The organism is Acidimicrobiia bacterium (assembly GCA_040289475.1).
In the GTDB taxonomy this organism is placed as follows: Bacteria; Actinomycetota; Acidimicrobiia; order ATN3; family PSLF01; genus PSLF01.
The window spans coordinates 110,171-122,505 of the sequence record PSLF01000002.1 but is presented as its reverse complement, the minus strand read 5'-3'; the positions used below and the strand labels follow the sequence as shown (position 1 = coordinate 122,505).

Sequence of the window (12,335 nt, the reverse complement as noted above, 5' to 3'; positions counted from 1 at the left end):
CCTCGACATTCAGAGGGAGTTGATAAGGCGCTCTACACGTTCGTCGTGTGACCTGAAGGGATCCTTGCAAAGAACCGTTCGCTGTGCCTGATCGTTGAGTTTGAGATGTACCCAGTCGACCGTGAAGTCCCTACGGCGCTCCTTCGCCCGCCTGATGAATTCTCCCCTAAGCCTTGCACGTGTTGTCTGCGGTGGCTCAAAGACCGCGTTATCAATGTCGTGGTCTGCTACCAGACGATCAACAAGCCCCTTACGCGCTAAGAGGTTGTAGATACCACGCTTGCGACTCACATCATGGTAAGCCAAATCCAAAAGGGATATCCGGGGATGAGACAGAGGAATGCCGGTCCTGCGTCGGTAATCAGAAATGATGTTGTACTTCGTAACCCAGTCGACCTCTCTAGACAACTTCAACGGATCGTTTTCGAGTTGGATAAGGCAGTGTTCCCACATTTGCATCGCGTGCTCTTCGGCCGGATCTCCTCCTTTTAGTTCTATAAAGCGGGACGCCCGCTCGAAGTACTCTTGCTGAATCTGAAGTGCAGTGGCTTCCCACCCGTTAGCCAATCGGACCTTTTTAGTCAGCGTGAGATCGTGACTGATTTCTCTTATAGCTCTGATGGGGTTCTCGAGGGTCAATTCCCTCATCGGGAAGTTGTTTTCCAACATCCGCAATACGATGCTCGTAGATGCAACCTTCAGAAACGTCGCATACTCAGACATGTTGGAGTCACCGACGATGACGTGGAGACGACGGTACCGTTCGGCGTCTGCGTGTGGTTCATCTCGAGTGTTGATTATCGGCCGACTCCTAGTCGTGGCCGAAGACACTCCCTCCCAAATGTGTTCTGCTCGCTGGCTTATGCAATAGATGGCACCCCTGGCAGTCTGAAGAACCTTTCCTGCCCCTGCAAAGATCTGCCTGCTAACCAGAAAAGGAATCAAGCTGTCTGCGTACCGCTGAAATTCGCCATGCCTGCTCATTAGATAATTTTCGTGACACCCATAGCTGTTTCCAGCAGAGTCAGTGTTGTTCTTGAAAATGAATATCTGGCCCCGCACACCCTCTTCCGAAAGGCGAGCTTCGGCAGTTACATGTAGGTGCTCGAGAATTCTCTCGCCGGCTTTGTCGTGGGCTACCAGGTCATAAATGGAGTCGCACTCGGGAGTTGCGTACTCCGGGTGAGACCCAACGTCAAGATAAAGACGGGAGCCATTCTCGAGAAACACGTTAGAAGAGCGGCCCCAAGACACGACTCGTCTGAACAAATACCGCGCAACCTCGTCGGGGCTCAGCCGCCGCTGGCCCCGCAGCATACACGTGACTCCGTACTCATTTTCCAGGCCGAAGATTCGGCGCTCCAAGGTGGCCTCTCTTGAAACTATCCGAGACCAGATCTATCTCTAAAGCCTTTCGGCTAATCGTGCTAATTGCAAAATAATGCTAACTGCCGTCAAGGCATCCCCTTGGAAGCTTTGGACTCAGGAGATACCTTGTATAAAGCAATACTTCTGCTTCCCCGACGAAAGGACTTGTCGCACAAAGCCTTTATGGGGTATTGGATCGAGCACAACCAGCCACTGGCGCGAGCAGTGCCCGGGGTCAAGCGTTTTGAGTGGTTCGAGGCACTGGTAGCGCCTGAGGGAGAACCTCCATTCGACGGAGTAGTCGAGATGTGGTTCGAAACCCTGGCCGACGTCCAAACTGCCATCCAGTCGCCGGAGGCCAAAAAAGCAGAGGAGGACCTTGTAAACTTCGTGGACTTCTCCAGGTACACTGTGTTCTTGACACGAATACCCGACTGATCGTTAGTTTCTCTCCTACTTAGAGAGCACATCTCCCAATAGCGACGCGATCTCGTCTGGCCTAAGCCGCCTGAATTTCCTATGCGTATTCACCGTCCTATCGAGTACTGCAACCTCGAGATCGGAGCCATCGAGCTTGCGCGAAGTATCCCCCTTGTCAAGAGCTCGGGCTGCGATTCTCAGTGCACCTTGAAGATCCTGGCCGTCTTGGTATTTTTCCTCCAGCTCGGATGCGACAAGTTCTGCGTTGCCGCCAATGACGGCATATCCCTTTTCGTCCTGCAGCGAGCCGTCGTATAGAACGTGATAGATGCTGTCCTTGTCGGGCGTATCGCCGATTTCGGCGAGAAGCAATTCCACTTCGTATGGTTTAGGTTCGGTCGTAAATATTGTTCCAAGTTGCTGAGCGTAAACATTCGCCAACGCCCGTCCATTGACATCCTCACGAGAATTCGAGTACCCGGTCATGTCAGCCAGTCGTATTCCCATCACTCGCAAAGCCTCGAACTCGTTGTACCTTCCTACCGCCGCGAAAGCGATGCGGTCGTATACCTCGCTTATCTTGCGAAGCGCACGAGAAGGGTTCTCAGCAGCGATCAGAATTCCGTCCTTGTACCCTAAGGCCACGAGGGATCGTCCTCTAGCGATCCCTTTTCGAGCGAACTCGGCCTTGTCTTTGGTTAGCTGCTCTGGCGACACGTAAAACGGAAAGGTCACCTTTCGTCCTCGCTCAAGACTTCTTGATTATTGCTTTGAATCGCTTGGCTACGTCCGAGTCCTCTAGTCGTTTGAAGCCACCTGCGTCTATGGTGGCAATCGTGGGATAGATGCCGCGCGCAAGATCTGGTCCACCCGTTCCGGCGTCTTCGTCCGCCGCCTCGTACAAAGCCGCTAAGGCGACCTCTATCGCGTCGTCTGCGCTCATCGAAACTCGAAACCCCTGTTTTATAAAGCTACGGGCTAGTTTGCCTCCCGACCCCTCGGCGTGGAACTCCCGCTCCTCGTACCTACCTCCTGTCACGTCGTACTTGAATATGCGCCCGGTTCGGGTCGAATCATCGAATCCTGCGAACACGGGAACAACTACGAGACCTCGAAGCGCCAACTCAAAATGGCCACGAATTAGCGCTGCCAGCCGATTGGCCTGACCAGGAAGGGAAAGTCTCGTCCCCTGAACCTTCTCGTAATGCTCAAGCTCAGTCTGGAACAGCCGCACAATCTCGAGGGCAGGCCCTGCCGCTCCCGCGACTGCCACGGCGGAGTGCGAGTCGGTTTGATGAACTTTTTCAATGTACCGGTGAGCGATAAAGGAGCCCTCGGTCGCTCTCCTGTCTCCGGCTAGAACGACGCCGCTCTTGTACCTCAGAGCGAGAACAGTGGTGCCCGCGAGAACAGATGGTGTCTCGCTTGCCAGAAGCTTAGAATTCCCGGAGGAACTCACGCGCGAGCCAAGCGTGGTTGCGACGGTTGGAGCGAAACCGACCCCTGAGCCCGTATGGTCCAAGCTGCGCAGGAACGAGACGAAGCTGGCGGCGGGATCCGCTGCGGTCAGCTTTTCAAAGTCGTACGCGCGTCGGATGCTCACGGGATCGGATTTTTAGTGTCTAGCTTACGCAACGCAGCAGCGCCTTCCATGGAGCACACACTGCTGAAAGATCGCAAGGCTAACTGGAGCAAAACGGTTACTACTCGCCGCCTTTTTGAATGTAGTTCCTGACGAACTCCTCTGCGTTTTCCTCGAGAAGCTCATCAATCTCATCCAGAAGCTCGTCGGTCTCTTTTTTGAGGGTTTCTTTTGTGTCAATGACAAGCCCCGCGTCTGGGTCGTTGCCGCCTCCCTGAGGTTTGGAAAGCTTCTTTTGCTGGCGTTCTCGGTCCATGCTAACGGCCTCCCCACGTATAACTCGCAAGGCGAGCGGCACCTTGATTCTACAGCCGCCCCCGAACTTTCTAGAGCAAATACGCCCTCTGGAGCCCTCCCAGACCGTCTCTGGTCATCCCTCCGACAACAGCTCTATGAGATGCTCGGCATCAGAGGCTTGCTGAAAAAGCTGCCCAACGGCAGACTTGGTTCCTTTGTGCGGATTCATCATTGGGATGCGCTTGAGAGTGGCCTTCCCAGAGTCGACCACCACACTATCCCAGTTAGCAGAGACAATCGCCCGCCCAAAGTGCTGAATTGCTCGCCCTCTAAAATAAGCGCGCGTGGTCTCGGGGGGATTGAGCTCCGCGCCTTTTATTGTTTCATCGCCAACCATCCGCTTGATAGCGCCCGACTGCTCTAGCTTCCAATAAATCCCACGATCTTCCCGTATGTCGTGGTATTGCAAGTCGATCATAGCCACCTTGGAATCTTTCCAATCCAGACCTCGACTCTCTCGGTACGACTCAATAACTCGAAGCTTCGCCACCCAGTCGAGGCGATCAGACAATGAAAAAGGGTCGGACTCCAGGCCTTCGAGAGCCTGGCGCCACGCGTCTAAAACTCGAGGAGTCCAGGCTGGATGGTCGTGACCTTCACGCCACTTCTCCGCCAGCTCGTAGTAGTTCCACTGAAGCTCGACGGGAGTGATCGTGGTCCCGTCCGACCTCCTTAGCGGGCGTCTACATGTGAGATCACGACTGACGGCTCGAAGAGCAGAGACCGGGTCATCAAGAGATAAATCCTTCTGAATAAACCCGTCTTCGATCATCAAAATCACGAGAGCCGTCGCTCCAATTTTGACGAAATTCGCAAACTGTGACATGTTTGCGTCGCCCACTATCACATGAAGCCTCCGGTAGAGCGACGGATCTGCATGTGGCTCATCCCGGGTGTTGATGATTGGCCTGCGAATAGTCGTCTCCAAGCCGATCAGCTCCTCAAAGAAATCGGCCCGCTGGGAGATCTGAAAATGTGCCTCCTCTGTACCGTTCTCGGCTCCCACTTTTCCCGCGCCACAGATAACCTGCCTGCTCACAAAGTAGGGGACGAGCTTCTCGGCTAGATCCTCGAAGGGGACATCCCGAGAAACAAGGTAGTTCTCGTGGCATCCGTAGCTGTTTCCCTTGCCATCCGAATTGTTCTTATATAGACGCAGAGTCTGGCCGTCGTCCATGGTCGCTTCTAGTCTCGCGACAGCCTTTCTCATGACCAACACACCTGCGGCATCATGGGCTACTAATTCGAGAGGATCGGAGCACTCAGGAGTCGAGTACTCGGGATGGGCATGGTCAACGTATAGCCGGGCCCCGTTGGGCAGGACGACATTGGTGAGCGACGGCTCGACTGTCGGTGCTTTGTCCGGAGGCATTACGAACCCTCGGGCATCTCGCTCGGGGTGTTCGTCGTCAAAGTCCCACTCGGCCGACTTAGAGAGGAGATCTCTGTAAGAAGAAACCACCAAGGTGGAGGCGGCCACCGGATTCAGCCGCTCGTCGCCTTTCACGATGATTCCATACTCGGTTTCTACTCCGAAAACTTTTGGAAGTGCCACCTATCACCATCCACGAGCTAAAGGAGAAAATCCATCCCGAAACCCAGCCGCATCGGGACTCAGAGGTATTGACCTGTGTTGATCCGCTCGATCGAACGGCCGCCTTTGCCTGGCTCCCCTTCTCCGACAAGCGTGCGAACGTAAACGATCCTCTCGCCCTTCTTCCCAGAAATCTTTGCCCAGTCGTCTGGATTGGTCGTATTGGGAAGGTCCTCATGCTCCCGAAACTCTTGGCGGATCGCTAGAAGAAGATCGTCGGTTCTCAATCCCTCTTCCCGAGTCTCGATATGCCGCTTGATTGCCTCTTTTTTAGCGCGCCGTACAATGTTTTCGATCATCGCTCCAGAGGCAAAATCCTTGAAGTACAACGTTTCTTTGTCTCCGTTGGCGTAGGTTACCTCCAGAAACCTGTTCTCGTCGGACTCAGCATACATCTCGGCCACGGTCGCCTCGATCATGTGAGCTATCACCGCAGCCTTGTCGCCTCCCTCCTGTTCTAGCTCTTTAGCGTGAATCGGTATGCTCTCGTCCAAGTACTTGCCAAGGATCTCCTTGGCAGCTACCTCGTTAGGCCGCTCGATCTTGATTTTTACATCGAGGCGACCCGGGCGCAGGATCGCTGGATCAATAAGATCCTCTCTGTTAGAAGCACCCACAACGATCACGTTCTTCAACGACTCGACACCATCTATCTCAGAGAGCAGCTGTGGAACTATCGTGTTTTCAATGTCAGAGCTGATCCCGGAACCTCTCATACGAAACAAAGAGTCCATCTCATCGAAGAACACGATTACGGGGACACCTTCGGCGCTCTTCTCGCGAGCTCGTTGAAAAATCAGCCGGATCTGGCGCTCGGTCTCCCCGACGTACTTGTTCAACAACTCGGGTCCTTTGATATTCAAGAAATAGCTCTTGGCGTTGCGCGCACCTGTCCGCTCAGCAACCTTCCTAGCGAGGCTGTTGGCGACCGCCTTGGCGATGAGTGTTTTGCCGCAACCTGGAGGACCGTAAAGTAACACTCCCTTGGGCGCAGGCAGATTGTAACGCTGGAAAAGGTCCGGGTATAGGAAAGGCAACTCCACAGCGTCTTGAATGGCTTCGATTTGCGAGCTAAGGCCCCCTATGTCTGCATAAGTTACGTCAGGTACCTCTTCTAGTATGAGTTCTTCGACCTCGGGTCGCTTCATCCTCTCTAAGGCCAGCCCGCTCTTTGTATCCACTCGTACAAGGTCCCCAGCGCGAAGCTGCTCCATGGCCAGAAAACCCGAGACCGCTAACACCCGCTCCTCATCGCCGGTACCGAGCACCAGCAAGCGCCCGTCTTGTAGAACCTCTTTCACTGTGACAACCTCGCCCTGAGGCTCTAGAGCCCTCGCTCCAACCAGGTTCATGGCCTCGTTGAGAAGGACCTCCTGGCCAGCTACGAGCTTCTTGACGTCTATGCCAGGGCCAACTCCGACTCGGAACTTCCGCCCCGCGACGTGAACATCGGCCGTCTTGTCGTCTGAAGATCCCAGGAAAATCCCGTAGCTTGAGGGTGGACTGGTGAGCTTGTCAAGCTCTTCCTTGAGGGCGGCGATCTGAGCACGTGCTTCTCTTAGTGTTTTCGAAAGCTTCTCGTTTTGTTCGGCCTGTAGCGATGCTTCTCTTTTGAGCTCAGAAAGCCGCCGCTCAAGCTCGCGAATCCTAGCGTACGCGGGGTCATACCCATCGGACCGTGGCGCCCCGCCCGATCCGCGGGTGCCATGGACTCCGCCGAACTCGTTATCTCTGTAATCGTCCGGAGGATTCATGGCCCCTCCATATGCCTCCTAGCGGGCATTGGCCGAGTCCCCTGCCATCTACCGCCTCCTTATATGCTTCGCAGATGGCATCCCGGCGGTTCACCTGCTCAGTGTACACAGCACTCGATAACCGAGTAAGCATTTAGGCTCTCTACTAACTTCGGCGGTGGCGCCGCTTACCTACAGCATTGCATGGCTTGATGGGCGAGATCGATGCTACTAATCACAACCCCTACTGATCGAGCACGGCTTTCGATACCTTTGCTATGTGGCAAGCGAGCACGGCTTTCGATACCTTTGCTATGTGGCAGATCAGAAATTTCGCGGGATTCGTCATGAAAATTGACATGAACTACAGCACTCATTAGGTTTTAAGTTGTGTAAGGTTGTGTAAGAAAGAGGGCTTCCTACTTAGGATGCTTCCAGGAGAGCAGAGGAGAGAGGTAGACCGAGCATGAAAGTCTGGATAGACCAAGACCTATGCACCGGCGACGGTCTTTGCGAAGAGATTTGTCCTGATGTATTCACGCTTTTAGATGACGGCTTAGCCTACGTGAAAGAGAATGGCAAGGTTCTGTCCGATCCAGGTGGTGCAGAATCTCTAGCACAGGTCCCCGAAGGTCTAGAAGAGTCGGTAATAGAAGCCGCCGAAGAGTGCCCAGGGGAGTGCATTTTCATCGAGCCATAAAGGCTGGACGGGCCTTACAGCCTACGGTCAGAAAGCCTGTGTGCGCCACCATTCTATGATCGGGCCGTACCGCCTTACCTCTTACGTACCAAGACCTCTCTAGTACCTCTACTACGTCTATCATTGCGTATCCCAGTGATTCCAAGGCGTCCGCTGTTTCCCGGACTTGGAGAGCCGACGGGCTAAAGCATGCCACGAAGCAACCCGGGCGAAGAAGTGAGGTAACCGGCTCGAGAACCGCCCATGGTTCTGGGACATCGACAACCGCCGCATCGAACTTTGCGGAGCCCCTCAGACAAGACCCAGCATCGCCGACTACAACCGAGTGCGGTTCGCATGCCCCGTCGAAGAATCGGCTCACGTTGTGTATGGCTCGTTGTGCATGATCCTTCCTAATATCAAGGCTTACCACGCGACCTTTATCTCCCACTGCTAACAGTAACGCTATGCTCAGAGATCCAGAGCCGAGTCCCACTTCGAGCACTCGAAACCCCGGTCTGATGCCGAGTCGCCACAAAATAGCTCCAAAATCCTTTGGGTACACAACCTGAGCCAAGCGACGCATTTTCAAAACGTAATCGAGCGGGCGCGGTCTGATTGCTAGAAAGCTAGATCCACCCGCTGTAGTCAACCACGTGCCCACAGCAGAACCAATTAGATCCTCGTGCCGGACAATGCCCGTATGTGTGCCGAATACAGCGCCTTGAACTAGCTCCAGAAGATACTTTCGTCCCCGCCTGTCTACGAGAAGGCATAGATCTCCCTCCGAGAAAGTGTCCGCCGATCTCAGAGTCAGACCCCCTTGGCTCAACGGCGCGATATAGTCAAGGCGATTTTTTGCGACTCGCGACAGAACGCACAAACAAGGTGAGACGAAGGCCCGGGATTTTGTCTTAAGCTATCCTCTTTGACGCCGTCCTCCGATGCCGTCTCTGTAGTGGCTTTTCTGCGGATAGGGGTAGGCGAGCCACACCGCACGCATGCTCCCAATTCGGCATCGCCTGCGTTTCTATCATCCTTATTAGCCACGACCAACAGATTATGTCCCGAGTTGAGAAATCCTAATACTAAGCGAGCCTTGGTCCCGGGAGAGCGTCTTTCCAAAACATTCAATGCTTCTTTGTACTCGAGCTGAGTGTTGCCGACTACCAATGGGCACTCTTCGACAACGTATTCGATCCCAGACAGTACGCAGTACGCGGCTGTCTCTCGCTCCTGGAGACGGATGAGGGGCTTAACCTTCCTGACAAAGCCCGGCCTGGCTGGCAGGACCGGCCACTGCCTTCTGAGGTATTCAGCATCCCAACGAACAAGGTTGGCGAGAAGCGTAGCTGCTTCGTCGTCCAAATTGTGCCCGGTCGCCAGCACGTCATAACCGTGTTCATAGGCAAATTTGTTTAGCAAATGCCGCTTGGACATGCCGCATAGGCTACATGTCGGCCTATTGGCGGCCTTGGAGCCTTCCGGAATTCCGAATCCGTGCTCTTCACGAATAGAAACGGTGTGAAGTTTCAACCCTTTCGTGTCGGCGTATTTTTGGGCAATATCCCTCGATCGCTCGGAATATGTCCCGATTCCCAGGTCCAAGTACACTGCGTCTGCTGAATACTCCAAATCGGTGAGAATGTCCCAGAGAGCGAGACTATCTTTGCCGCCCGAAACAGCCACTAAAACACGGTCCGCATGGCTCATCATGTCGAGACCCTCGATTGCGCGCTCGACTTGACGGCGGCAATAACGAAAGAAGCACTCCCTGCAATATGCAGCGTTGTGTCGCGCGATCTCTATGACAGCTTTTTCCCTACACGACTTGCAACGCACCGCTAATTTAGATCTCCTACAGCCACTCCTAACCGCCAGATACAACCGGACGAACCTCAATCTCGTCGTCCGGTCCGACACGGTCGTCCTTTGTCAGAAGCTCTTCACCCCTTATGACAATTACCGAATCCGGGTGAATTCCGAGTTTTTCGAGAATATCCCTGACTTTTGCGGAGCCTTCTATAACTTCAGTCCTATCGGGGTTTCTCAACCTCACCTTCACCTCTAAGGGCCCCTTCCCCACAATCCCCCTGCAACCACCAATTCCCTAGCCTATGATGCACCGACTAACGTATCTTCTCGCGGGCCTTCAATCGCGAAAGTTCTGGGTGGTTCGAGATGAATCGATACAACACTGAGAGTAACGTTACTCTTTCTGAGATGTCGCAGCATCGATCCCCGTTGAATCGTGATTTTGGAGCGCTCTCCCGATGAAACGATTGTTCTTTCGCCAAGTTGATGCAGCCTTATTCAGAGGTGCGAGCGAGAAAATCCCCTTTCTCATAATCTCTGCAGGCTTCTGGATAGCGCTCCGTCTCGTAAGAAATCGAAAAAGACAGGTGATTTACAGACGCAAGCTCAAAGAAGGTGAAACTATAAAAATAGCGGCGAATTCAGGCAGCATCCTGGGTAGCTGAAAGCAAAATCACGATGCGATCCTCGCACGCAGCCCGCAGAATCAACCTCGTAGTACCTCGACGACGACTGGCTTTCGCTTCGCTGACCGCCTGCCCAAAAAGTAAGTAAAGCCGAGAACTACAAGGATTACTGCCACGAGTAGGGGAACCGTCGACCTCTTTGCAGTCTCGGCAGCAGCGCCCAGGCTCTCTTGAATTTCCCTAACTTTGGCTTCGAGATCCTCTCTGGTCACCCGCGGTTCTGACATCTTTTATCCCTTCTTCATCATGATTTTCCAAGAAGTTCTCACAAATCCCAGTAACACCAAAGCTACTGCGAAGTACACGAGCGAGCTTGCCAACCCCCTCGAAGCAAAGTTCAGATGCCGAGGGACCAGACGGAGAATGGCTGTCGCCACCAAGATACAGCCGACCCCTACACACACCGCTCCCAAAGCTCCGTAACCGAGCCGGCGAGCGAGTGAGCGAAGCGGATCTATCGTCTCTTGGCGCACATATTTCTTCGTGAGCTCATACAGCTCTTCTACTGCGGTTTGAGTACCCATGGAAGTTTTTTCTTTAGTCACGCCTTCTCCTCCGGACAGGGTGTGCACTGTTGTGTGCTCGTTCCCCGCCGCCATCTCCTAGCAATTTCCTGCTCGGCTTCCGATCCAGCATGAAACCCCTTGGAAAATATGTACGGCGATCATCAGTTTGTAGATGCAATAAGCTTCTCTACAAGCGGGTCTTCTAGCTCTTTATGAGCTCTTGGCGCATCGGAACCATTGGATATTACGCTAAAGACTACAGCAGACCCGTTTGTTGCTTCTACGAAACCAGCTAGCGCTGATACCATCCGCAGGCTTCCGGTTTTTGCTTCTACCCTTTCAGCTCCGGAAACTCCATCGAAGCGGCCTGTTAGGGTTCCAGGTCCCTTAGGAGTGGCCAAGCTTTTTACGACGAACTCTCCAAGCGGCCCCGAGCGAGCTGCCACCAGCAGCGATGTTACGTCGCCACAAGTAGAGAAATTCCCTGTCAGGCCGGATCCTTCGTCAAGTCGCGTATTCTCGAGCGCTGCACCGATGTCCGAGAGTAGCTGCTTTGCTCGAGGCCAAAAACCACTCCAACTGCCAGGCACCTTTTCTGTCGCCGCTACTCGCTTAGCCAACATCTCAGCAGCAAAGTTGTCCGAGTGAGCATTGACGAATTTCACCAATTCTCGTAGGGGAGCAGACTTCACTGCAAACACCCGAGCGTACGAAGCGTTGTTTCGTAGAGGTGCCTTTTCCAACTTCCGGATGGCAATTCCTCGGCGGCTTAGCGCAGCCGCTAACCTCGCTACAGCGTTATATGCGGGATCGGATGCAAATACCGCCGCTTGCCTCTCCTTTTCCCACCGAACCAAGTTACGGTCGACCGCCAGCGCCGAGACCGGAGGTAGGACACGCTGTTCGATTAGCTCCTGGGAAATTCCAAAAGGATATGGAAGCTCGTCATATAAAGAGGAGTCGGCATACAAGGTAGAAATGCTTCGGACTCCGGAACGAGCGATATCATCGGCCAGCTCTTCTAACCGAGTCACAGGACCCCCTGGCACCTGATTGCGCCAAAACTCCTCGAACTCTGCTGATACCAGGTAGGGGTCCCCGCTGCCTACTAGATAGGCGGATTCAGCGTGCCCGCCATCTCGAACGTCTTGGGAAAGGAAGAGCTTTGTCTCAAAACGCCACTCGGGACCGAGGGCGAGTAGTGCCGCAGTAGTAGTGAATAACTTCGAAACCGACGCGATGTGCAGAGGACGGTTCGTTCCAGCCGCAAATAGGGGAAGGCCGCCTTCGGTTGCCACCAATGTGCAGTAAAAATCCTTCAGTCCATCAGGGGGTAAGGACAGGCGAGTCTCTGCATTGACCGCCTGTTCGACTCTGGCCGCAGACGCGACTATAGCGCGCAAATCGCCCGCGACTTCACGTTCAATGGATATCGAAGGAAGGGAATATTTTGGAACTTCGTATGAATAGGTACTTTGCGTCACCTTCGGCACTAACCACGGCGATGCCTCGATAAAGCCAGCTGCGGCGCTCAGACACGACACGATCGCAGCCAGGACCCCACCGAGCGCATAGATTCTTCGAGTCATGTTCTT

At 54.0% G+C, this 12,335-nt stretch carries 15 protein-coding genes; 3 read left to right on the top strand and 12 right to left on the bottom strand.

What is annotated here, in order from left to right; all coding sequences use genetic code 11:
* Nucleotides 1-9: 9 nt before the first annotated feature.
* Entirely contained in the window at nt 10-1,365 is a 1,356-nt protein-coding gene (gene pafA / locus C4318_02085) for a Pup--protein ligase (GenBank protein ID MER3453934.1), read from the bottom strand.
* Between the two features lie 66 nt (nt 1,366-1,431).
* Here pafA and C4318_02080 point away from each other — a divergent pair, with 66 nt between their 5' ends.
* Entirely contained in the window at nt 1,432-1,806 is a 375-nt protein-coding gene (locus tag C4318_02080) for a hypothetical protein (GenBank protein ID MER3453933.1), read from the top strand.
* Nucleotides 1,807-1,821: 15 nt separating this feature from the next.
* Here the strand turns inward: C4318_02080 and prcA are convergent, their stop codons facing one another.
* The 5 genes from prcA to arc all read right to left on the bottom strand — a co-directional run bounded on the left by prcA (nt 1,822) and on the right by arc (nt 7,075).
* Nucleotides 1,822-2,523 (bottom strand): proteasome subunit alpha, encoded by a 702-nt coding sequence (gene prcA, locus C4318_02075; GenBank protein ID MER3453932.1) that lies wholly within the window; start codon nt 2,521-2,523, stop codon nt 1,822-1,824.
* 13 nt (nt 2,524-2,536) lie between these two features.
* Nucleotides 2,537-3,358 carry a proteasome subunit beta gene (gene prcB / locus C4318_02070; GenBank protein MER3453931.1) on the bottom strand — a complete coding sequence of 274 codons (822 nt, stop codon included), beginning with the start codon at nt 3,356-3,358 and terminating at the stop codon, nt 2,537-2,539.
* Between the two features lie 133 nt (nt 3,359-3,491).
* Entirely contained in the window at nt 3,492-3,686 is a 195-nt protein-coding gene (locus C4318_02065; protein ID MER3453930.1) for a ubiquitin-like protein Pup, read from the bottom strand.
* Between the two features lie 114 nt (nt 3,687-3,800).
* Nucleotides 3,801-5,282: a proteasome accessory factor PafA2 gene (locus tag C4318_02060; GenBank protein MER3453929.1), complete on the bottom strand. Its 1,482-nt coding sequence runs from the start codon at nt 5,280-5,282 to the stop codon at nt 3,801-3,803.
* Between the two features lie 59 nt (nt 5,283-5,341).
* Nucleotides 5,342-7,075 carry a proteasome ATPase gene (gene arc / locus C4318_02055; GenBank protein ID MER3453928.1) on the bottom strand — a complete coding sequence of 578 codons (1,734 nt, stop codon included), beginning with the start codon at nt 7,073-7,075 and terminating at the stop codon, nt 5,342-5,344.
* Nucleotides 7,076-7,520: 445 nt separating this feature from the next.
* Here arc and C4318_02050 point away from each other — a divergent pair, with 445 nt between their 5' ends.
* Nucleotides 7,521-7,754: a ferredoxin gene (locus tag C4318_02050; protein MER3453927.1), complete on the top strand. Its 234-nt coding sequence runs from the start codon at nt 7,521-7,523 to the stop codon at nt 7,752-7,754.
* Here C4318_02050 and C4318_02045 read toward each other — a convergent pair.
* Genes C4318_02045 through C4318_02035 form a run of 3 tightly spaced genes read right to left on the bottom strand, consistent with a single transcriptional unit; the run spans nt 7,741 to nt 9,798 of the window.
* Entirely contained in the window at nt 7,741-8,616 is an 876-nt protein-coding gene (locus tag C4318_02045; GenBank protein MER3453926.1) for an SAM-dependent methyltransferase, read from the bottom strand. The genes C4318_02050 and C4318_02045 overlap by 14 nt on opposite strands.
* Nucleotides 8,562-9,575, bottom strand: a complete 1,014-nt coding sequence (locus C4318_02040) for a tRNA(Ile)-lysidine synthetase (protein MER3453925.1) — start codon at nt 9,573-9,575, stop codon at nt 8,562-8,564. Before C4318_02040 ends, C4318_02045 begins: the two co-directional genes overlap by 55 nt.
* Nucleotides 9,576-9,603: 28 nt before the next feature.
* Complete coding sequence (locus tag C4318_02035) at nt 9,604-9,798, bottom strand: thiamine biosynthesis protein ThiS (GenBank protein MER3453924.1); 195 nt, start codon at nt 9,796-9,798, stop codon at nt 9,604-9,606.
* A 208-nt stretch (nt 9,799-10,006) separates the two neighbouring features.
* On the opposite strand from C4318_02035, the gene C4318_02030 reads away from it, so the two are divergent.
* Nucleotides 10,007-10,213 carry a hypothetical protein gene (locus C4318_02030; protein ID MER3453923.1) on the top strand — a complete coding sequence of 69 codons (207 nt, stop codon included), beginning with the start codon at nt 10,007-10,009 and terminating at the stop codon, nt 10,211-10,213.
* Between the two features lie 41 nt (nt 10,214-10,254).
* Here C4318_02030 and C4318_02025 read toward each other — a convergent pair whose 3' ends face one another.
* The 3 genes from C4318_02025 to C4318_02015 all read right to left on the bottom strand — a co-directional run bounded on the left by C4318_02025 (nt 10,255) and on the right by C4318_02015 (nt 12,329).
* Nucleotides 10,255-10,461 (bottom strand): hypothetical protein, encoded by a 207-nt coding sequence (locus C4318_02025; GenBank protein MER3453922.1) that lies wholly within the window; start codon nt 10,459-10,461, stop codon nt 10,255-10,257.
* Nucleotides 10,462-10,464: 3 nt separating this feature from the next.
* Nucleotides 10,465-10,833 carry a hypothetical protein gene (locus C4318_02020; GenBank protein ID MER3453921.1) on the bottom strand — a complete coding sequence of 123 codons (369 nt, stop codon included), beginning with the start codon at nt 10,831-10,833 and terminating at the stop codon, nt 10,465-10,467.
* A 68-nt stretch (nt 10,834-10,901) separates the two neighbouring features.
* Complete coding sequence (locus C4318_02015; GenBank protein ID MER3453920.1) at nt 10,902-12,329, bottom strand: hypothetical protein; 1,428 nt, start codon at nt 12,327-12,329, stop codon at nt 10,902-10,904.
* Nucleotides 12,330-12,335: the final 6 nt, after the last annotated feature.

Excerpts from the sequence above, each read along its gene's own strand:
- C4318_02015 (MER3453920.1), bottom strand. The coding sequence starts at position 12,329 with ATGACTCGAAGAATCTATGCGCTCGGTGGGGTCCTGGCTGCGATCGTG.
- C4318_02025 (MER3453922.1), bottom strand. The coding sequence starts at position 10,461 with ATGTCAGAACCGCGGGTGACCAGAGAGGATCTCGAAGCCAAAGTTAGG.
- C4318_02065 (MER3453930.1), bottom strand. The coding sequence starts at position 3,686 with ATGGACCGAGAACGCCAGCAAAAGAAGCTTTCCAAACCTCAGGGAGGC.
- C4318_02030 (MER3453923.1), top strand. The coding sequence starts at position 10,007 with ATGAAACGATTGTTCTTTCGCCAAGTTGATGCAGCCTTATTCAGAGGT.
- C4318_02020 (MER3453921.1), bottom strand. The coding sequence starts at position 10,833 with ATGGCGGCGGGGAACGAGCACACAACAGTGCACACCCTGTCCGGAGGA.
- C4318_02050 (MER3453927.1), top strand. The coding sequence starts at position 7,521 with ATGAAAGTCTGGATAGACCAAGACCTATGCACCGGCGACGGTCTTTGC.
- arc (MER3453928.1), bottom strand. The coding sequence starts at position 7,075 with ATGAATCCTCCGGACGATTACAGAGATAACGAGTTCGGCGGAGTCCAT.